25 protein-coding genes are annotated in these 18,584 nt (G+C 68.0%); 24 read left to right on the forward strand and 1 reads right to left on the reverse strand.

Annotated elements, in window-relative coordinates; genetic code table 11:
- Positions 1 to 106 precede the first annotated feature (106 nt).
- The gene (locus tag ACQP2T_RS60795; protein WP_433513695.1) at positions 107 to 283 is read left to right on the forward strand and encodes a CopG family ribbon-helix-helix protein; all 177 of its coding nucleotides are present in this window, start codon (positions 107 to 109) and stop codon (positions 281 to 283) included.
- 411 nt (positions 284 to 694) lie between these two features.
- On the opposite strand, the gene ACQP2T_RS60800 is transcribed toward ACQP2T_RS60795, so the two are convergent.
- Positions 695 to 1,297: a hypothetical protein gene (locus tag ACQP2T_RS60800; RefSeq protein WP_433513696.1), complete on the reverse strand. Its 603-nt coding sequence runs from the start codon at positions 1,295 to 1,297 to the stop codon at positions 695 to 697.
- A gap of 268 nt (positions 1,298 to 1,565) precedes the next feature.
- On the opposite strand from ACQP2T_RS60800, the gene ACQP2T_RS60805 reads away from it, so the two are divergent.
- The 23 genes from ACQP2T_RS60805 to ACQP2T_RS60915 all read left to right on the forward strand — a co-directional run bounded on the left by ACQP2T_RS60805 (position 1,566) and on the right by ACQP2T_RS60915 (position 18,505).
- Positions 1,566 to 1,883 carry a hypothetical protein gene (locus ACQP2T_RS60805; protein ID WP_433513697.1) on the forward strand — a complete coding sequence of 106 codons (318 nt, stop codon included), beginning with the start codon at positions 1,566 to 1,568 and terminating at the stop codon, positions 1,881 to 1,883.
- Positions 1,876 to 2,307 (forward strand): hypothetical protein, encoded by a 432-nt coding sequence (locus ACQP2T_RS60810; protein WP_433513698.1) that lies wholly within the window; start codon positions 1,876 to 1,878, stop codon positions 2,305 to 2,307. Before ACQP2T_RS60805 ends, ACQP2T_RS60810 begins: the two co-directional genes overlap by 8 nt.
- Positions 2,304 to 2,738, forward strand: coding sequence for a hypothetical protein (locus ACQP2T_RS60815; RefSeq protein ID WP_433513699.1), 435 nt, complete (start codon positions 2,304 to 2,306; stop codon positions 2,736 to 2,738). Before ACQP2T_RS60810 ends, ACQP2T_RS60815 begins: the two co-directional genes overlap by 4 nt.
- Positions 2,732 to 2,953: a hypothetical protein gene (locus ACQP2T_RS60820; protein WP_433513700.1), complete on the forward strand. Its 222-nt coding sequence runs from the start codon at positions 2,732 to 2,734 to the stop codon at positions 2,951 to 2,953. Before ACQP2T_RS60815 ends, ACQP2T_RS60820 begins: the two co-directional genes overlap by 7 nt.
- Before the next feature lie 47 nt (positions 2,954 to 3,000).
- Positions 3,001 to 3,501 carry a hypothetical protein gene (locus ACQP2T_RS60825; RefSeq protein WP_433513701.1) on the forward strand — a complete coding sequence of 167 codons (501 nt, stop codon included), beginning with the start codon at positions 3,001 to 3,003 and terminating at the stop codon, positions 3,499 to 3,501.
- 32 nt (positions 3,502 to 3,533) lie between these two features.
- On the forward strand, positions 3,534 to 4,052 hold the full coding sequence (locus ACQP2T_RS60830; RefSeq protein ID WP_433513702.1) for a hypothetical protein: 519 nt from the start codon (positions 3,534 to 3,536) through the stop codon (positions 4,050 to 4,052).
- Between the two features lie 74 nt (positions 4,053 to 4,126).
- Positions 4,127 to 5,128, forward strand: a complete 1,002-nt coding sequence (locus ACQP2T_RS60835; protein WP_433513703.1) for a hypothetical protein — start codon at positions 4,127 to 4,129, stop codon at positions 5,126 to 5,128.
- Positions 5,128 to 6,249, forward strand: coding sequence for a DUF5131 family protein (locus ACQP2T_RS60840; RefSeq protein ID WP_433513704.1), 1,122 nt, complete (start codon positions 5,128 to 5,130; stop codon positions 6,247 to 6,249). Before ACQP2T_RS60835 ends, ACQP2T_RS60840 begins: the two co-directional genes overlap by 1 nt.
- A gap of 73 nt (positions 6,250 to 6,322) precedes the next feature.
- Positions 6,323 to 6,709: a VRR-NUC domain-containing protein gene (locus ACQP2T_RS60845; protein ID WP_433513705.1), complete on the forward strand. Its 387-nt coding sequence runs from the start codon at positions 6,323 to 6,325 to the stop codon at positions 6,707 to 6,709.
- A 150-nt stretch (positions 6,710 to 6,859) separates the two neighbouring features.
- Entirely contained in the window at positions 6,860 to 8,164 is a 1,305-nt protein-coding gene (locus ACQP2T_RS60850) for a hypothetical protein (RefSeq protein ID WP_433513706.1), read from the forward strand.
- 696 nt (positions 8,165 to 8,860) lie between these two features.
- The gene (locus tag ACQP2T_RS60855; protein WP_433513707.1) at positions 8,861 to 8,995 is read left to right on the forward strand and encodes a hypothetical protein; all 135 of its coding nucleotides are present in this window, start codon (positions 8,861 to 8,863) and stop codon (positions 8,993 to 8,995) included.
- The gene (locus tag ACQP2T_RS60860) at positions 8,992 to 10,746 is read left to right on the forward strand and encodes a hypothetical protein (protein ID WP_433513708.1); all 1,755 of its coding nucleotides are present in this window, start codon (positions 8,992 to 8,994) and stop codon (positions 10,744 to 10,746) included. Before ACQP2T_RS60855 ends, ACQP2T_RS60860 begins: the two co-directional genes overlap by 4 nt.
- A 290-nt stretch (positions 10,747 to 11,036) precedes the next feature.
- Positions 11,037 to 11,408, forward strand: a complete 372-nt coding sequence (locus tag ACQP2T_RS60865; protein ID WP_433513709.1) for a hypothetical protein — start codon at positions 11,037 to 11,039, stop codon at positions 11,406 to 11,408.
- Between the two features lie 92 nt (positions 11,409 to 11,500).
- A complete protein-coding gene (locus ACQP2T_RS60870) occupies positions 11,501 to 11,686 on the forward strand; it encodes a hypothetical protein (RefSeq protein ID WP_433513710.1) in 186 nt (61 codons plus the stop codon).
- An 8-nt stretch (positions 11,687 to 11,694) separates the two neighbouring features.
- A complete protein-coding gene (locus ACQP2T_RS60875) occupies positions 11,695 to 13,728 on the forward strand; it encodes a phage portal protein (protein ID WP_433513711.1) in 2,034 nt (677 codons plus the stop codon).
- A gap of 22 nt (positions 13,729 to 13,750) precedes the next feature.
- Positions 13,751 to 14,101, forward strand: a complete 351-nt coding sequence (locus ACQP2T_RS60880; RefSeq protein WP_433513712.1) for a hypothetical protein — start codon at positions 13,751 to 13,753, stop codon at positions 14,099 to 14,101.
- Complete coding sequence (locus tag ACQP2T_RS60885) at positions 14,098 to 14,670, forward strand: hypothetical protein (RefSeq protein WP_433513713.1); 573 nt, start codon at positions 14,098 to 14,100, stop codon at positions 14,668 to 14,670. Before ACQP2T_RS60880 ends, ACQP2T_RS60885 begins: the two co-directional genes overlap by 4 nt.
- Before the next feature lie 114 nt (positions 14,671 to 14,784).
- Positions 14,785 to 15,177, forward strand: coding sequence for a hypothetical protein (locus ACQP2T_RS60890; RefSeq protein ID WP_433513714.1), 393 nt, complete (start codon positions 14,785 to 14,787; stop codon positions 15,175 to 15,177).
- Positions 15,178 to 15,356: 179 nt separating this feature from the next.
- The gene (locus ACQP2T_RS60895) at positions 15,357 to 15,668 is read left to right on the forward strand and encodes a hypothetical protein (RefSeq protein WP_433513715.1); all 312 of its coding nucleotides are present in this window, start codon (positions 15,357 to 15,359) and stop codon (positions 15,666 to 15,668) included.
- Positions 15,665 to 16,834: a hypothetical protein gene (locus ACQP2T_RS60900; protein WP_433513716.1), complete on the forward strand. Its 1,170-nt coding sequence runs from the start codon at positions 15,665 to 15,667 to the stop codon at positions 16,832 to 16,834. Before ACQP2T_RS60895 ends, ACQP2T_RS60900 begins: the two co-directional genes overlap by 4 nt.
- 56 nt (positions 16,835 to 16,890) lie before the next feature.
- Complete coding sequence (locus tag ACQP2T_RS60905) at positions 16,891 to 17,208, forward strand: hypothetical protein (RefSeq protein WP_433513717.1); 318 nt, start codon at positions 16,891 to 16,893, stop codon at positions 17,206 to 17,208.
- Between the two features lie 68 nt (positions 17,209 to 17,276).
- Positions 17,277 to 17,456 carry a hypothetical protein gene (locus ACQP2T_RS60910; protein ID WP_433513718.1) on the forward strand — a complete coding sequence of 60 codons (180 nt, stop codon included), beginning with the start codon at positions 17,277 to 17,279 and terminating at the stop codon, positions 17,454 to 17,456.
- Between the two features lie 83 nt (positions 17,457 to 17,539).
- Positions 17,540 to 18,505: a DUF7221 family queuine tRNA-ribosyltransferase-like protein gene (locus ACQP2T_RS60915; protein WP_433513719.1), complete on the forward strand. Its 966-nt coding sequence runs from the start codon at positions 17,540 to 17,542 to the stop codon at positions 18,503 to 18,505.
- Positions 18,506 to 18,584: the final 79 nt, after the last annotated feature.

The following is an 18,584-nucleotide window of genomic DNA, read 5'->3' on the forward strand; positions in this document are numbered from 1 at the left end:
GCAGGAACACGAAGAGAAGCCCTACACGGCTGCAGTCAATCCCAGCACTCGCGGCCTATCTGGAACAGATGTAGTCGAATGTAGTCATCCGTATTACAATGTAGTCGTGTCGAACAAGCCGACCACCGTCCGGCTGACGGACGAGCAGAAGGCGGGGCTCGACGCCATCGGCGAGCGAGAGGACCGGAGCCGATCGTGGCTCATCTCGAAGGCTGTGGACGAGTACATCGCCCGACATCAACGAAGCGAAGAGACAGCTACGGACGGAGGCGAACCTCAGTGAACGAACCGGCGTCGCTACAGCCGTTGCTACAGTCGGCCCCTAGAAACGACTCAGGGAGTCCCTTGAGATCAAGGAACTCCCTGGTGGCGCTATGTGCGGCCGGAGGTACTCGAAACCCCAACCTTCTGATCCGTAGACTCCGGCAGGAAGATCGCCACAGTTCGCTGGAGTAGGTTTTCGCAGGAAACCACCCTGGCGAACTCCTACGAACTCCCCTGAATCCTGCGGATCGGGTACAGCTACGGGTACACCTCACACCCCCGAAACCCCACTCTGACCGGCCGATACGCCTCCCAACAGGTGCATCCCCACAGCTACCACGGCATCGCTTCTGACACGACTATCGGAAGGTCCTGAGCACCGGACCGAGACAGCCGTGAGGCGGCCGTCCAACAGCCCCAGGGGCCGCGGTCACTGGCCTTCGTAGTCGGCGATGGCGTCGAGGACGGCCTGGCGGGTCGTCGCGCCGGCGTTGCTGGTCGGGATGCGCCACCGGTACAGCCCGTCAGGGCTTGACCATTCGAGGATGCCGCCCTTCGCCTGGACGTCGAACGCCTCGTACACCACTTCGGGTGATTTGGGATGGACGGTCACCGACGCGCCTTGAGCTCGCCCGATCCACGGCGCACTTGAGGCTTTCCCGGAGGAGGTCGTAAAGGTGCGCTTGCCCTGCTTGACGCGCCACTGACTCCCGTACGGCAGCGGCATCTGGTCCGCCTTGGATACCGCGGTCACGCGGATGGCGAGCGCCAGGAAGTACGTGTTACGCGGCTTCGTTGAGGATTCCGCAGTCGGGCGGTGGTAGTAGACCCCGACCGGTGCAATCTGTAGCTGGTTCCCCTTCTCCCCCTTGATGCGGACGGATTGGCCGAGCTTCAGCAGCTTCGGCGCGGCCGCGTGGACGGCGGCCGGCGTCTGTGCCGTGCGGGCCTGCTCGGTGCCTGCTGCTGCGGGTGCGGCGTGGCAGGCGATGGCGAGTAAAGCGGCAGGTAGTACGGCGACGCGATGCGACATGCATCCTCCCGGTTTTCGATCGTTCCACTCCCCCCGAGCTTGATCACCTTAGCGACCGGTGCCGCCGCCGGACAGGGGGTCGGGACCCCGCCCCATCGGAGTGAGACGCAAAGGGTGCCCGATTCGTACAGTCCCGCCTCACGTGATCAACGGAGAGGCGCACGCCACTCTTTGCCGATGTAGACAACATTAAAGATTATGCAGTAATCTTTAATCAGTCATCGGGCAGTGAGCGGCACCGCCCGGACGGCAAACCGGAAGGACACCCATGCCCAACACCAGAGAGGAGCAGCATGAGCGCCGCCAGCCCGCATACGTCGGGCTGATCACGCTCATCGCTGAGATGCGCCCCGACTGGGACATCGACCAGATCACCGCCGAACTGATCGGCTGCCCCTGGAGCGAGCACCTCATCCTCGCCGCCGTCCGCGCCACCCGACCGGACGACGAGACCAAACTCCGCGTCGCCGACGATGTCATCAAGGTCAAATCCCAGGCCATCGCGGTCACCCAGGAGCAACTCGACGCGTACGCCAACAGCGTCCGCCGCCGCCTCCAGCGCAACCGTGAGGCCCGCAATGCGTGACCACGCCGAGACGTGCCAACAGCTCCTCACCCCCGTGATGCGGGAGCTCGCAGCCGAGATCATCTGCTCCGTCCGCGACCACGGGCCCGCGATCACCGCCCAACGGATCGCCGACATCCCCTCCGACATGAGGCTCACCCTCACCGTGCTGCTCGCCGCGCTCGTCCCCGACGACCAGGCGCTCGAGATCGGCGCCCTGAACCACTACGAGCCCGGCACCGTGCTCGACCCGGTCGCCCAGATCCAGGAAGTCATCGAGGCGCGCCTCGCCCTTGAGGGGATGCCGTCGCGCCACTCGAACAAGTACCGGGAACCGGTCACCCCCGAGCAGGCCGCGATCAACCAGGCCATCCTCGTCCGGGAAACCGCCGAATTCGACCGTCGCACCACCCGGGCGGCCCACACAGCCCGGGATGCCGCATGATCCCCGGCACCCTCACCGAATTCCAGCCGCCCGCCAACCCCGCCCTCCCCCAAGGCGGGCCCCACTGGCGCGGCTGCGAACGCCTCCACAGCGCGTGCGCCTACCAGCTCGGCAAGCAACACGCCGAGCACACCCTGCTCCGCCAGGCCACCGACCTCATCGCCGACCTGGCCCACCACGACGACCCGGCCGCCCGGACGTTCGCGCTGCATGAGGCTCACGCCGCCGTGCGCCGACTCGCTGGCCTGCCCCCGCTCACCTACCCGAAAGAGGACGACACCCCCATGCGCCACACCCCCCGCTACGAGGCCGAACTCGCCGCCGAGCTGGAGCGCATCCGGGCCGACGAGGAAGCCGAGCGAGCGGAAGAGGCGTTCGACCGCGAGGCCCTGCACGGCGCATGCGCAGACGAGGCCGAATTCGGATGCTGACCATTGCCGACCTGATCGCCGCATCAGGACTTCCCATCAGCACTCCGGTCAAGGCGCTGCCCGGGTTGACCTGGCACGTCACCCGGCCTCTGGAGCAGGCGAAGCCGTCGATCACCACGATTGGCGACCTCACGACCTACACGGATGCCGATTTGCTCGCCATCCCGCTGTTCGGTGCCGAACGCCTGAAGAAACTGCGCGCAGCCCTGTCCTGACCTTCGCACTTGGCTAAGCCCCTGAGAACCCGAAGCGAGGAGTTTCCATGCCCAAGACCACGAGCACGTTCCGCGAGGAGTTCGAGACCGAAACCGGCTTCCGGTGGAAGCCTTGGCGCTGGTTCTTCGCCATCGTCGGCATCTGCTTGGTCGTCTTCCTGACGATCCAGGTGGTCGGCTGGACCACGCAGCCAGCCCGCACCGCCGCCGGGGTGCGCGAGCGGGTCGGCAACGCCGACAACGCGCTGTTCCAGTACGAGAAGTTCCACGACGCATGCGCCGCCGTCGTCGCCTGGGACAAGCAGCACGAGACCGCGCGGGCCGCTGCCGAGCGGCACGACAAGCGCACCCAGGGCAAGCCCGACCCTCTCGGCCGCAACGCTGACGAGTCCAACCGGCTCCACCAGGTCGCGGACGGCATCCTCCTCACCCGGCAGAAAGCCGCCGAGCAGTACAACGCCGACTCCCGCAAGTGGACGCAGGACCTGTTCAAGAGCAAGTCCCTGCCGTCCCGCATCGGCGACGTTACGCCCAACTGCGACGCCTGATCACCCTTCCCCTTCAACCACAGGAGACGACCATGAAGACGACCCTCAAGACCATCACGGCGGCGGCCCTGGCGCTCGTCCTGCTCACCGGCTGCACCGGGGCGACCGAGGACCAGAAGAAGAAGCGGGAGAACTTCGAGGCGGCGCAGACCGCCGTCCCCTTCCCCGAAGATGTCGTCACCAAGAACCCGACCGAGCGGATGAACGTCCGCGAGAAGCTCATCCGCGACAGCGACCCCAACCGCCTGTCCTACATCTACTTGTTGTCTGTGGACGGCAAAGTGGTCGCCCACTTCGTCGCCAAGGGCAAGGTGTCGTCCGCCGACTCCCAACTCCTGCCCGACTACGAGTACCGCGACCTGTGCGGCACGTCGTCCTGCTGGAACGTCGTGAACGCCGCAGGTGACGATGCCACCTACGGGAACCGCGAGCCGGGGATCTTCTTCTTCACCCCTGAAGGAATGTTGGTGACCTACACGGGCGACTACCTCCAGTTCGACCGCCCGATGAAGATCAACACCCCGATCTCCCTCGTCGCTGAGGTCAAGTAGCCCATCCGGTGGGGCGCGAACCGCACGGCTCGCGCCCCACCCTCCCCTCCCAACCCCACCGAGGAGCTCTCCCCGTGTACCAAACCCGCGCGTACGACGACGAAGCCGGCGACCCGGTCGTGGTGATCGTGGCTACCGGCACCACCGATGTGTCCCGCCTGGTTCACCTGCTCCAGGGCGGTAGCCCGTCCAGCGAGCAGCGCGACCTGGCCGACCAGGTGACCCGCCAGGTGCGGCGCCGCAGCGGCGGCCGCGACGCGCTCCGGCTGCTCGCCGAGCACGGCGGCCCTGACCTGCTCACCGCCGTGGGCGAGACCAAGCCGATGTTCGACGTGGCCGCCGAGGTGCCCGTCATCCCTGAGACCGGCCCCGCCTCTGCCGTCGAACTGGCCAAGTCGTACGCCGCCCGCACCGCCTACGCCATGCGGTACGCGCACGAGACCTTCCCGAAGTCCGACCACCCCGACCGCCCGGCGGCGCTCCGCCGCGCCAGCGACCACATCCACATCGCCCAGTACATGTACGGCGTCATCTACCTCCTGCGCGAGCTCATCACGCACGCCCCCGGCCAGGCGGACGAGATCGCCGCCCGGCTGTGGGACGACTGGATCGACGGCGACGGCAGCGAGCGACTCTCCGACTGGCTCGGCACCTGGGGCATCGACATCGACCCGCTCATCGTCAAGGCGATCGACGACGCCCGCGCGGCCGGCGCCGACCTGCCCAACGCGGACGAGGTCGCCATCCGGCAGGAGCTCGCCGCCCAGGACGCCAAGTGGGGCGAACAGACTCACCCGAACGGCACCGGCCCTGACGTGGTCTGGGGGCTCACGGGACGTGCCGCCAGCCTCGCCGATCTCGCCAAGGGCTTGTGCGAGCGTCGGGCCGAAGAGGGCCGACTGACGTGGCGCGACATCCTCCTTGAGGAGGTCGCTGAGGCGTTCGCTGAGGACGACCCCAGCAGACTGGGAGCCGAACTCCTCCAGGTGGCCGCCCTCGCCGTGCAGTGGCGGCGCACCCTCCGCCGGCATCCCGCCCCGACGCTCGCTGCTGTGACTGCTGGAAGGGACGCGTGATGGCCGACGCCTGCACCCGCCACCCGGACGCGCCGCGCATCGGCGGCGCGTGCGGGCTGTGCACCATCTACCCCGAGAACGTGCCCGCCCAGCCCCGCTACGCGGACCGCAGATGGGCGCCGTCCGCGAACCGCGCCGAGCCCCTCTCCTGGCGCAGGCCGTTCCGTGTCGAGGTCGTCGAGGACCTGTTCACGCCTGACCTGTCGAACGCGTGGGTCGCCGCAGTGTGGATGTCGATGTTCTGGACCGGCGGCGACATTCGCGGCACCATCTACAGCCGCTTGAACAAGCCCGTCCAGACGTTCCTGGTGCGTACCGACCACCCTGGCCGGATGCGCGACTGGACGAACGCGTGGGCCAACCAGCAGCGCCGCGTCGCCATGGTCAAGGCCGCCATCGAACAGGGCTGGTGCGACCAGCAGGACCTCGAGCAGGTGCCGTGGATGGCCGAGCACCTGGCCAGCGTGTGGCTGGGGGTCACTGTCAACGGTCAGTACTCCGCCGAGGAGCGCATCCCCGATCTGCTGGAGGCTCGCGCCGCCGGACGATTCCTGCTGTGCGCGCCGCTGCACGAACCGCTCGACCTGCACCCGTACCTGGCCGACACCATTCCGGTCACGCACTCGCACCACGACGCCCCGGACGGCGGGGTCGTGCACGGCATGGAACGCCACGGCGACGAGTGGATCCGCCGCGACCGGATCGGCTGGATCATCGCCGCCGGCGAGCAGGGCCCGAAGGCCAGACCGACCCACCCGACGTGGCTCACTGCCCTGGCCGCCGCCTGCGACGAGCACGGGGTCCCGTTCATGTTCACCGGCTGGGGAGCGTGGGCGCCCGCCCCGTGGAAGGTGTCGATCGACGTCGAACCGGCCGAGACGCTTGAGCAGCGCAAGCGCCAAGCCGAGCAGCTCGGCGCCACGCACTGCCTGAGCAGCGAAGCCCACCGGTACGGCCACGAGATGTACCAGCCGCCGCACAAGACGTGGTCCACCGAACGCTCCGACAAGGAGGAGTGGCCGGGCGGGCAGGCGCCGATGCGGTTCCACCGCTCCCGCGCCGCCGCCGGATGGCTGCTCAACGGCCGCGCCCGCGACGCCATCCCCGCCAACTGTCGGTAGGTCCTGATCCCGCCCAGGGCGGTGGTGAGCGCAAAACCCGCCGCCCTGGGCGTTCCAACCGTCTGGAGAACCCATGAACCTGCTCGACGCCATGAACGACAGCCTCGACCGCCTCGACGAGGCCGCGAAGAAGAAGCTCGCCAAGACGATGAAGGAGGAAGACCTCCGAGACGACCACATCGTCCCGATCGCGAGAATCCTCGGTTACCTCATCTACTGGACGTGGAACAGCAGGCACAGCCCGGCAGGCTTCCCCGATATCTACCTGCTCCACCCGCAGACAGGCGTCACCCTCATCCGCGAACTCAAGAGGGTCGGCAAGAAGCCCACCGAGGCCCAACAGGCCTGGCTCGACGCGTTCGTTGCGGCCGGGTTCGACACCAAGGTGTGGACGCCCAACGACATGATCTCGGGCCTGATCCGTGAGGAACTCTTCCGCGGTGCCGGCCGTGCGGCGTGATCGGGATCAACGTCACACCGTTTTACCGTTGACGTCCTGAGACACATCACAGAACTCTTGGTAATCTTTTAACACCGGGTAGCGACGACCCGCGTGCCCACCAGCCGACACACGAAGGAGGGCACCCCCGACAACCATAAGGACATGGCGATGAGCACCGACCCCACCCAGACCCTGACACTGGACGAACTGCGGGCCATGCCGGCAGGACCAGACCGCATCCGCGCAGCCGCCGGCCTCGCCGCGGCCGCGAACGCCGAAGCGAAGGACGCTCGCGAGCTCCTCGGAAAGGCCGCTTGGACGCTCCACTACCGGCACAAGGCCAAGGGGTGGAGCAAGCAGAAGGCGTCCAAGGGCACCGGCGTCGGCGCAACCTCCCTGTTCCCGACCGGCACCCCTGTCGCGCCAAGCGACGAGGACATCCTCGCGCAGCTCCCCGACTGGGACCCGGACACTGCGCTCGCCGAGAGGGACCAGGCCGCAGCCGAGCTGAAGACACACCGCGCGCTCGCCGAGAGCGCCCGGGAGATCCGGCGGCAGGACATCGCCGCCCTCTACCAGGGCCACCTGGACGGCAGGCAATGGGAGATCGCCGAGATCGGCGCCGAGTACAAACTCGACCTGACCATGGTGTCGGGCGACATCAAGGCGCAGGGCGTCGAACTGCGCCCGTCGCAGCGGCGCAAGGTGGCCAGCGAGAGCGGCGAGCAGCCGACCGAGCTGGGCCCCATCGCCAGGATGCTCGGCGTATCGCGCGTCGCGCTCCAAAACCGCATCCGCTACTGGGGGAAGCCGGAGCAGGCGGACAAGCCGACTGCGTTTCCCGCGGACGCCGACGCTGGCGACGGCAAGTACTGGCCGGCCAAGGTGAAGGCGTGGTTCGACCGGCTCCCCGCCATGGCGAATGCGCCCACCGGGCTCAGCATGCACCGCGCAGCCGACCAGGTGGGCGAGCCGTACGCGACCGTCAAGGGTGCCCTCCTGGCCGCCGCGGACGCCGGCAACCTCCCGCACGAGCTCGTCTACAGCAACGGCGCCGTCAACGAGGCGCTGTTCGTTGAGTGGTGGCGCGAGCGGAAGGAGCGGCTGACCGCTGGCACCACCCTCGTAGACGCGGCCGAGCGCGCCGGCGTGAACGAGAAGACGTTCCGGACAGCCGTGCACGCCGCGGAAGAGGCAGGCGAGCTCCCGAAGGGGGCCAAGGTCAGCGACCGCCGCTACGACGAGGACATCCTGCTCGCCTGGTGGCGGCAGAAGACCTCGCCTGAGGTGGTGGCGAGCGCGGGCACCACGATGAAGGACCTCGCCGAGGCGGCCGGGCTGAACCTGGACAAGGTGCGTTACCAGGTGCGCAAGGCCGAGAAGGATGCGAGCCTCCCCGAAGGCGTGCGCCTCGAGAGCGGCCGGTTCAACAAGAAGGCGGGCCTGGCCTGGCTGAAGTCGCTCGGGCTGTAAGCCCGGCTACCACTCACGGAATACGGCGGCGATGTCGTTCGCGTTGGTAACGCGCATGTAAGTGGCGAGGTCAATGGATGCATTAAAGCGCTACGCCTCGGAATACAGCGTCTGTGTCTGCAATGCGGACGCTACAGTGAGACTTGGGTCCTGAGACGTAGGGCCTGATCTTGGATGTAGGTGCCCCCGCCGTAGCTGTGCCGGCGTTGACGGGGGTCACCGTTCGAGCGGGCTCAGGTAGCCCTAGGGTTACCTGAGCCTGTTGACCAGCCAGTCAACGAGGATGAGCCCGGCCCGCATTGCGAGCTGCGCCCATTCCACCCACCTGGACCGGTCGTTCTTCTTCTTCCGGTTTCGCACGATGACCCTTCCTTGTGTTGGCGTACCGGGATCGGCGCCATTTGGGCAGCCGACCCCCCGATGGACTGCTGCCAGGACCGCGTGCGAAGCGGACAGGAAAGAGCTTAGACGTGCGTCCATGTTGCCGGGGGTATTTGCGCACTCGAAGCCGGGGGCGCTGTGGAACGGTGCGCACGTATGCGGATGTGCGCGGAATCTCGCAGGTTGGAATCAGGGATTTTCCCAGGTCATGCAGCAATATGTGATTCGCGTCACATTGAGCGTGTGCGCGAGTGTCGGCGCGGTCGCGGCTCTTGAACGAAGACGCTAACCGTCACACCGCGGCAGAGTTGCGCCGTGGACAACGCGGCGGTGTGCGAACGCGGGGAGCCGTGTCCGCTGTGCGGGCGCGTCATCCTGCTGAGCGCGCGTGACGAGCAGGAGGTGGCCGCCGCGCTGCGGCTCCACCTGCGCTACGGGTGCGACGGATGACGGCGCTGGCCGTCCCCCTTCCCCACGACCTTCCCCGCGGTGACTCCCGGATCGCTTCTGGGATGCTGTGGGATCTGATGGCGCTGCCGCCATCGGTGCGGCGCCGCACACTTGGCATGCTCTCCCAGCCGGACCTGGTCCAGGTCCTGGCTGTGGCCGGGAAGGAGCTCGGCACCCCGTACGGCGTGTGGCTCGGGGATCCGGTCGGCTTTGTCGAGCAGGTCCTCGGTGAGGCGCTGTGGTCGAAGCAGCGGGCGATCCTGACCGCGATCACCACGCACAAGAACGTCGCCGTGCCGGCGGGCTTCGGCCTGGGTAAGACACATATTTGCGCCAGGGCGGTCGCCTACTGGGCGTGCGTCTACCCGGTGGGAACCGCCTTGTCGATCACTACGGCGACCCGAATGCGGCAGGTGCACCGGCAGATGTGGCCGCATATCCGGCACGCGGTCGCGCACGGCGCGCTGCCCGGCTCGTGTGACCAGGTGCAGTGGAAGATGGTCGATGCCAAGGGCGTGGACGTCGTGGTCTCGTACGGCTTCACGGCGACCGAGCATGACGAGTCCGGCATGCAGGGCATCCACGAGAGCAACCTCCTGTTGATCGTGGACGAGGCGGGCGGCATCGGTCCCGTGATCGGCCGCTCCACTCGCAACCTGCTGACCGGCTCGAACGCGCGCATGATCGCCATCGGCAACCCCCCCACCGACACTGAACGGAGCTGGTTCGAGAAGCTCTGCAACGACGGCTACAGCGAGCGATATCCGCAGACAACCACCATCAAGCTTGCCGCCACTGACTCGCCGGCCGTGACGGGGGAGCGCACCGCGGACAAGGTGTGTGCCTGCCTCGCCGGCGACCCGGGCCACATGGTGTCCTCTCACCTGGTCAACGCGGAGTGGATCGAGGAGGCGATCCGCGACCACGGCGAGAAGTCGCCGTACGTCATCGCCAAGGTGCACGCGAAGTTCCCCAAGGGGGCGAAGGACCAGATCATCCCCTCGGATTGGGTGGACGCGGCCGCGGAGCAGGAGGAGCCGGAAGGGCCTGGCTGGACCCGCCTGTGCGACCTTGGCCTGCCGGATGAGACCGACGAGTGGATGGTGCGGCTCGGCGGCTGGGTGCGGCTCGGCGTGGACGTGGCGAGCGACGGCGGCGACGAGTTCGTCATCGCCCGTCTGGTGGAGGACCTGGCGACGGTCGAACACACGAGCTCGGGGGCGGAGAACAGCGACGCCGTCACCGTGGCGAACCGCGTCCTGGAGGAGATCAGGCGCGCCGAGCTGCTGCGCCGTCGTCTCGGCACCAAGGCCAAGGTGCGCGTGAAGATCGACACGATCGGTGTCGGGTGGGGCGTCGTCGGATTGCTTCAGCGGTGGGGCAAGGAGAAGAAGCACCAGGCGGAGATCGTGCCCGTCAACGTGGCCGAGTCCACCGACCGGCCGGCGGACTCCGAAGTGCTGCGGCCGTACCGCAAGCGGGACGAATTGTGGATCGCCGGTCGGACGCTGCTCCGGCCGAACGCCGAAGGGGTGACGCGGCTACGGCTGCGCGTCAGCAGCCGTACGAGGGGGCAGCTTGGCGCGCCGAAGAAGTTCGACAACTCGGCGGGGTTCACGTACGTGGAGTCGAAGAAGGACATGCTCGCGCGTGGGGTCAACAGTCCCGACCAGGCGGAGGCTGTGCTGCTGGCCCCGTACGAGCCTGCCCCCAAGAAGGTGAAGAAGCGCGGCCGTCTCCTCTCTGGTTGACAGAGCGTGACTGCCAAATGTGGACGATCGGGACGCTTGATGACTTGGATCGGTTCACAGGGTTTACGGATCGTTACAAACATTCTGTCCGGAACGCCGGAAAATAAGGCCATCTGAAAGATCATCTGACCATTTACGCGACCTGCCACCGATAGCTAAGGTCTCTCCGCTGGCTACTGCCACATGTGCCACCAGTATCACATCAGTAACGGGGGATCGACCTGTCGGAACCTATACCCGCCGACAGGCTGTTAGAGCATCCCCACAAAGCAAGGGGGTTGATAGATCGCATGACCACCGAAGTCTCCGAGACAACCCAGGACGAGACAATCAGTGACGGCACCAGCGACGGCACGCACGAGTTCGTCGCCGGGGTCACTGTGCCAGTCTCCTCGGAGCAGGCTCGCCGCATAGAGACGAGCCGCCGCAGCCTCATGATCCCCGAAAAGACGTGGACCGTCGCCCAAGACGTCTACTGTGACCACTGCAAGCTGCGGTGGGCCGACGCCATCACCGTGCCGTGCCCCGGACCGCACACCGAACACCTCCTGGGCGGCAACGGGCCTGCCGTCCGGGCCAAGCGGAAGCGCCCCACGCCTGGGTCCACCGCTGCCGAGGTCGCCATGCGACAGCGCTCCAGCCTCGGAGACATGTACGGCTAAACAGGCCGTCTAGCTGGAGCCGTACACAAACCACAGCCTCCTCCTAGCCTGCCCGGCGACCATCGTCGTCCCGGGCAGGCAGGAGAAGCAGGTTGAACGCATCTGACCCGCGCGCGCGTGAGGCGCGCCTGCGCCGCGACCTGATCGCCTTGGTTCTCATCGTCGCCGGCATCGGCGGGACACTGGCCGTCGCCTGGAACGTCCACCCACTGCTGTTCTGGGCCAGTCTGTCCGCCGCGGCCATCACCGGCGGCGTGCTGCTCGGCAGCGGGAAGTAGGCGACGCAGTGGCCTTCCTGCCCGCCCTGAGGGGCGCCCTGAGGCTCGCGACGAAGTCGGCTCCCGTGGAGACGAAGTCGTTCGAGCTCGACGCCGGCCACACCTCCTGGTCGGGCATGCTCGCCCGGCTGCGCGACCCGCGCCGCTCCTGGCCCGTCGAACGCGCCGTGCTGGAGGGGATGGAGCGCGTCGTCTGGGTGTTCAAGAGCGTCAACGCCATCGCCGGGCACGCCAGCCGCCTGCCGATCGAGCGGGTGCTCATCAAGGACGACGGCGAGCGCGAGGTCATCACGGACGACCCTCTCGCCCGACTCCTCAACGCAGGCGTCGCCAACCAGTTGGAGAAGGGCCCGCAGCTACGCAAGCGACTGTCCGGCCAGGTGCTGCTGTCCCCGGCCGGGACGTTCGTCGAGATGACCACCAGCCGGCGCGGCCACCCGATCGGCGCGGACCTGCTGCCGCCCGGCCGAACCCGCCCGGTCCCCGGGTTCGGCGGCAACCTGCTCTCCCACTTCGAGACGATCACCCCGGACGGTCGGCGCCGCGCCATCGACCCCGAGAAAGTCATCTGGTTCCGGGATCCGCACCCGCTGGACCCATTCCGCGGCATCACGCCGATGGAGGCCGCCGGGCTGTCGGTGGACTTGGACTTCCTCGCCCGCCTCTACAACGCGACGTTCTTGAGGAACGACGGGCGGCCGGGCGGCGTGATCGGCATTGACGGTGAAGTCGATGACGACGAGATGGAGCGCATCCAAGACATCTTCGGCAAGGGGGCGCATGAGGCCGGCAAGCTGACTGTGCTTCAGGGCGACCTGTCGTTCATCGACTTGGCCGCCAAACCGCGCGACATGGCCTACGCCGACCTGGCGCGCATCTCCAAGGAGGAGATCCTCGCCGCGTTCGGCGTGCCGGAGAGCATCCTCGGGAACGCCTCCGGCCGGACGTTCGACAACGCGGCCCAGGAAGAACACCAGTTCTGGACGCACACGATGCTGCCCCACCTGTCGCTTCTGGCCACCGGATGGGATACCGACCACGAAGACGGCGCGGTCTACGAGTTCAACACCGACTCCGTCGAGGTGCTCCAGCGGGCGAAGACGCAGCGGCGGGCGGAGGCGCGCGAGGAGGCCGCGGCCGGGCTCATCTCGCTGGACGAGTACCGGGCCATCGCCGGATACGACCCCGTTGACCTGCCCCACACGCGGGCGCTGTACGTGGCGCAGGGCAAGACGCCTATTCCGACCCGCCAGGAGGACGCGGTCGCGCTCGGCATCGCCCCGCCGGAGGATCCGGCGGCCGCGGCTGAGGGCGGAGCGCCGGAGGGCGAGCTCGGCGAGCAGCCGCCTGCCGGAGGCGGCGCCCCCGCAGCGGGAGACGACGACGGCGCCGAGGAGAACGCGCTGTCGCGCCTGCGGAACGCGTTCAGCGAGACCAGCGACGACAAGGAGAGCGCCGAGGCGGACGACGCCGACCCCGATGCCGGCGAGAACGCGGCCGCCGAGGACGAGCCCGAGGACGAGGACGACGACGCCCAGGAGGAGGCGGAGCGGCCGCGTGGGCGTCGGCAGACGAAGGGCTCCCCGGCGGCCGGCCCCGCCGCCGAGCTGGTGGAGGCGCTGTGCCAGCTCGGCGGGAGGCTCGTCGGCCGGACGGTGGCCAGGCTGGAGTCACCGAAGAACCGCAAGGGCACCCGCCACTTCCAGGCGGAGTTCAAGGTGGACACCCGCGTCGGCGCGAACGCGCTGGACGTGGCGCGGATCGTGCCCGTGGAGGCGTGGCAGGCCGAGGCCGAGCAGGTGGTTCTCCCGGTGCTCGCGGCGGCTGCGGTCACGGGTGGGGGCGGCATGGATGCGCACGACACCGCGATGACGGCTGCTGTGGCGGTCGGTGAGGAGTTCGGCCGGGTGGTGGAGGCCGTTCGTGGCGTGGTGGAGGAGTTGGACCAGGTGGGCGCGCCGATGGAGGAGATCGTGCAGGCGGTGCGCGAGGTGGATCTGTCGGATTGGGCGGCTGCGGTCACCAGCGAATTGCCGATGTAGACACTATTAGAGAAGACTGCTAATGTTGTGGGTGTTCGACCGGCAGCGAGCGGCGCTGCTGGTGGAGCCCGGAAGGAACCCCATGCACAACGGCAAGATCGCCGACGTCATCCCCATCACGTCCGAAGTTTCGCGTCAGGACTTCGGCACCTTCACGGCCGAGGACGGCAGCACGGCTCAGGTCATCCATGTCCGCGACAGTGTCAAGTTCAGGGTGCAGAGCAAGGTCATGGTCGGCGGCAACCTGGTGGACGTCGTTCTCTACCTCGACTTCGACGCCGAGACCGCCATCGCGCTCCAGATCGCGACCGGCCTGGCCGCGATCGGCGCCAAGGGCCACGAGTTCATCGACGGGCCGGAGGGCGTGCGATGAACGAGAAACATCTCACCTGGAGCGGGAACGACAGAGACGGCTGGACCGGCTACTTCTGGTCGTCTCCCATCCCGTGGCAGTTCCGCATCATCCCCATCGTGGGCGGAGCGGCCTACCGGCTCGACAACCCCCTCCCCAACCACGGCTACCGGAGTGACCGGGAGCCGTACTTCGAGACCTCCGACAAGGCGAAGGAGTACGCCGACATCCTGCTGAGGGAGTTCGAGATCCCCGCCGCGATCCTGGTCAACCGGAACTATCGGCACCAGTACGCCGACAGCGCCACGGAGTACACGTTCGCGAACCGACTTCTCACGCATGCCTGTGACGGGCCCTGCGACCCTCGGAAAGACGGCCACCACTACAAGCCCGAGGCCATCGTCATGCGGCTCATCGGCAGCGACACGTGGATCATCACCCGGCCCGGCGGGCGGCACGCCGACCACTCGCAGGAGTGGACCCTGCCCGACTCCCTCCCCGGCAGCCCGGGTTACCCCGGTGACGCGTTCCGGTTCACCGAGGACGAGGCGTTCGACATGGTCCAGTGCCTCGACGAGAACCAGGACTGACTCCCTCCCCCCTTCGGTCTCGCCCCGGCATCGGGGCGAGACGTAGCTCACCTCTTCAGGTTCCGTGTGCCGCCCGAGCGGCGGGCGGCCACGGAACCCACCGGAAGGAACACCATGAGCAGCAACATCACACTGCGCCGCGTAGTCGATGAGAAGCGGGCAATCCGCATGCAGGCCAGACGGGTGATGAGCCGCTACACGTACCGCGACCACGACCCGGTAAGGGAGGCCGACCGGCGCACGTCGATGAACGACGCGCGCACCGCGCTGTGCCTGGCGATGGGCGTCGCCGAGAAGGACATTGACCCGGCAAGCGGGCGCGACTACTCGGCGGAGGCGTACGAGCGCGTGCGCGCCTCCTGGCAGGATTACGCCCGCCATCACGGGCTCTCACGCTTCTATGACGGCCCCGCCTACCAGCAAGCGATCGACGGCTGGCGGGCCCGGCGACCTGACCTCGTGGCCGATGGCTGGGTTGGCCCGCTGGAGAGTTGGGCGCGGGACTAGTCAGCGCCAAGCGCACAGGCGCCGCACCGGACCAGCCTCACCCCCCGTCCCCGGAACTAGCGGCGCCCACCTCTTCGGTCTTGCCCGCATCGGGGCGAGACGTTAGCTCACCTCTTCAGGTTCCGTGTGCCGCCCGAGCGGCGGGCGGCCACGGAACCCACCGGAAGGAACACCCCAGCATGACCAGCACTACGGACGTCTTCGTGCACGTCATCCACCTCGATTGGGGCTCGCTCAGCTCAGCCGAGCCCGTGGTCATGGTGGCTCCGGATGAGCCGAACGCGTACCGGCGCACCGCCCGCTTCCTCGCCCGTAACGCTCGGCCGTGGCTCGACGAGGACGTGGCGGAGGCGTACGACGACTTCCTGTCCGACTACCCGTACGACCCCGACACCGCCACTTCCGAGCAGGCCAAGGAGTGGGTGAACACCTACACGGACTCTGACCTGTACCCGCTGATCACGGTCGAAGAGGTCCAGGTTCTGCCGTGAAGGTGATCCTCTCGTACGGGCTCGGGGTAGACAGCACCGCCATCCTGGTGCGCTGGCTCACCGAGCTTGTCTGCCGGACCTTCGACCTGAAGAACTTGATCGTCGTCATCGCCCAGACGGGTGATGAGCACCTGGAGACCGGCCACCTGGTCGAGAAGTTCGTCTTCCCGCTGCTGCGCAAGCACGGCATCCGCACCATCCAGGTCGCGCGCGCCAGCAACAGCCAGCGGGACGGCATCGTCATCCTCGACGACACCACCGAGCCCACCATCTGCTACATCCAGGGCGCCTACCGGCTGTCGGACGAGATGGTCGAGGTCGCGACAGTCCCCCAGACCGGCGGCATCCGCAAATGCAGCCTGAAGGCAAAGGGCTGGCCGCTGGACGTGCTGATCGCCCAGCTCACCGGCGGCGAGGAATTCGTCCACGTCGTCGGGTTCGAGACCGACGAGCTCACCCGCATGATGCGCGACATGCCGCTCGGACTGCCCGGCCGGAACCCCACCTATCCGTTGATGGACTGGGGATGGGACCGCCTGGCGTGCGAGCGGTTCCTGTGGGAGCACTTCAAGATCATTTGGCCTAAATCGGCGTGCAGTTTCTGCCCCTTCGCCCTAGCCAGCGCGGCCGGGCTCGCCCGCGCCCTCCCCCGGTACGTGGCCAACCCGTACGAGGCGTTCAAGGCGCTCACGATGGAGTACCTCGCCGTCGCCGCCAACCCCCGCCAGGGGCTGATCGGTGGACGACAGCTCTACGACGCGTTGCTCGACTTCGAGGGCGGGCCCGACCTGCTGGCCGAGTTCCAGGAGCACCTCAACTGCATGCCGTGGGCCATCTACGACGTCAGCAGGGCGTTCCGCGCCAAGGCCGACGACATGATGAAGGCCGCCAACGCCGCCCGCTCCATGACCCGGATCGCCACTGGAGACCGCGCCGACATGGTGCGGCTGCTCGACTACATGGCCACCCACCACCTGCCGCCCGGCGCCCGCTACGAGATCGGCCGCCACCAGCGGGTGTGGATCCACGAGCGCAACATCTACTACCCGTGCCCCGAGCAGGCGTTCGTCACCGCCCCGGCGCTGGCCATCGACAAGGTCAACGACAGCTTCGCCGAGGCGTGGGAGGCGGCGCTGAAGGGCCCCTCCCAACTCGCCCTCGTCTGACCCACCGGCTCCCGCCCGAGCGGCGGGCGGGAGCCACTCCACCGGAAGGAACCCGCATGACCGAGACACCCCCCGCCGTGGTGTGGTTCGCCACCGTCGTCTGGAGCGACGGGCAGCGCTTCCAGCACTGCTCCGCCGCGCCCGGCCTTGCCTACAAGTGGGCTGCCGAGACGCTGCATGAGGTCATCACTGACGGCGATACGCCGTACGTCCCCCACCGCTACCTCGACTTCCTCGAAGACCACCCGTACGCCCCGGACGCCGCAACGGACGAGCAGGCCGAGCAGTGGGTGGAGCGGTTCAAAGACCGGCTCATGCCGGACGAGCAGCTCGCGGTTGAGGTGACGCGGTTCGAGGTCCAGCACGCTGCCTGATCCCTTCACACGTTGGCCGACGCCCGAGCGGCGGGCGGCGGCCACCGCCCCACCGGAAGGACACCACCATGGCAACGAAGCCCCCCACCACCCCCGCGCCGTCCGACCCGCCCCGCCACGAACGCACCTGGTACGACCGCATCGGCCGCCTGAGCGTGTCGTGCGCTGAGGGCCGCTGCGGCGGCTGCCAACACCCCACCTGCCCGTGTGAGCACCACCGCGACGGCCAGGCCCCAACCGACCGCTGAACCCTCTCCGACGATCTACCACCCCCGGCGCGGCGCCCCTCGTTGGTGCCGCCCCTACCCATGCACGCCCGAAAGAGGACGCCGTGATCTGCGATGAGGTGCGCAACCTGCACTTCTACCTAGGCACCCACCGCCCCGGCTGGATTGCCACCGCCCCGCCCGGCGTATCGCTGTTCCTCTCCCACCGTGTGCTCCGCAAGTACAAGACGCTGCCCACCTTCTACGACTGGCCGGTCCCCACCCGGCGGCCGCGCCGCCGGCACGTCGCCATCGACTCCGGCGCGTTCACCGAGTTGTCCTTGTTTCACCAGTTCGTCACCTCCCCCGAGGAGTACGTCGCCGCGCTGGCCCGCTACGACGGCGTCATCGAGCTCGATTGGGCCGCCCCACAGGATTGGATGGTCGAGCCGTGGATGCTCGCCAAGACTGGGCTCACCGTGGCCGAGCACCAGCGCCGCACCGTCGCGAACTTCTTACGCCTGACCGAACTGTGGCCTGAGTACAGCGACGCCGACTGCCCAGTGGTGCCCGTCATCCAGGGCTGGACCGTGGACGACTACCTGGCCTGCGTCGCCTTGTACGAGGAGCACGGCGTCCGCCTGGCCGAGGACTACGAGCTCGTCGGCGTCGGCTCCGTCTGCCGCCGCCAGGCCAGCGCAGAGATCGGCGACATCTTCCGCACCCTCGCCCAGCTCGACATCCCGCTGCACGGGTTCGGCGTCAAGCTTGCCGGGATCCGCCGCTACGGCCGATACCTGGTGACGGCCGACAGCATGGCGTGGTCGTACGCCGGGCGCCGCACCCCCACGCAGTGCGGCTCCACCCGCCACCGTTCGGAGGCGAACTGCCAGACGTTCGCCCTCGACTGGCGGAACCGCGTCGAGGCGGTCGCCGCCGAGGCCAAGCGCGAGATCGGCCAGCCGGACCAGCTCGACCTGTTCGCCACCCCGGCCCGCGCCGCCCAGCAGCGCGCCCCCAGGCCCATCAAGCAGGTCGCAGCCATCCTCTCCACTCGGGACGACCAGCTCGACCTGTTCGCGGCGGCGTGACCGCGCTGACGTGATCGACGGACCGGGACACTAGCCCGTCCCGCCGTGTTCCCTGCCCTGCACACCAGCACGGGGCAGA

Origin of the sequence: Nonomuraea sp. CA-143628 (genome assembly GCF_050942315.1) — a bacterium.
In the GTDB taxonomy this organism is placed as follows: domain Bacteria; phylum Actinomycetota; class Actinomycetes; order Streptosporangiales; family Streptosporangiaceae; genus Nonomuraea.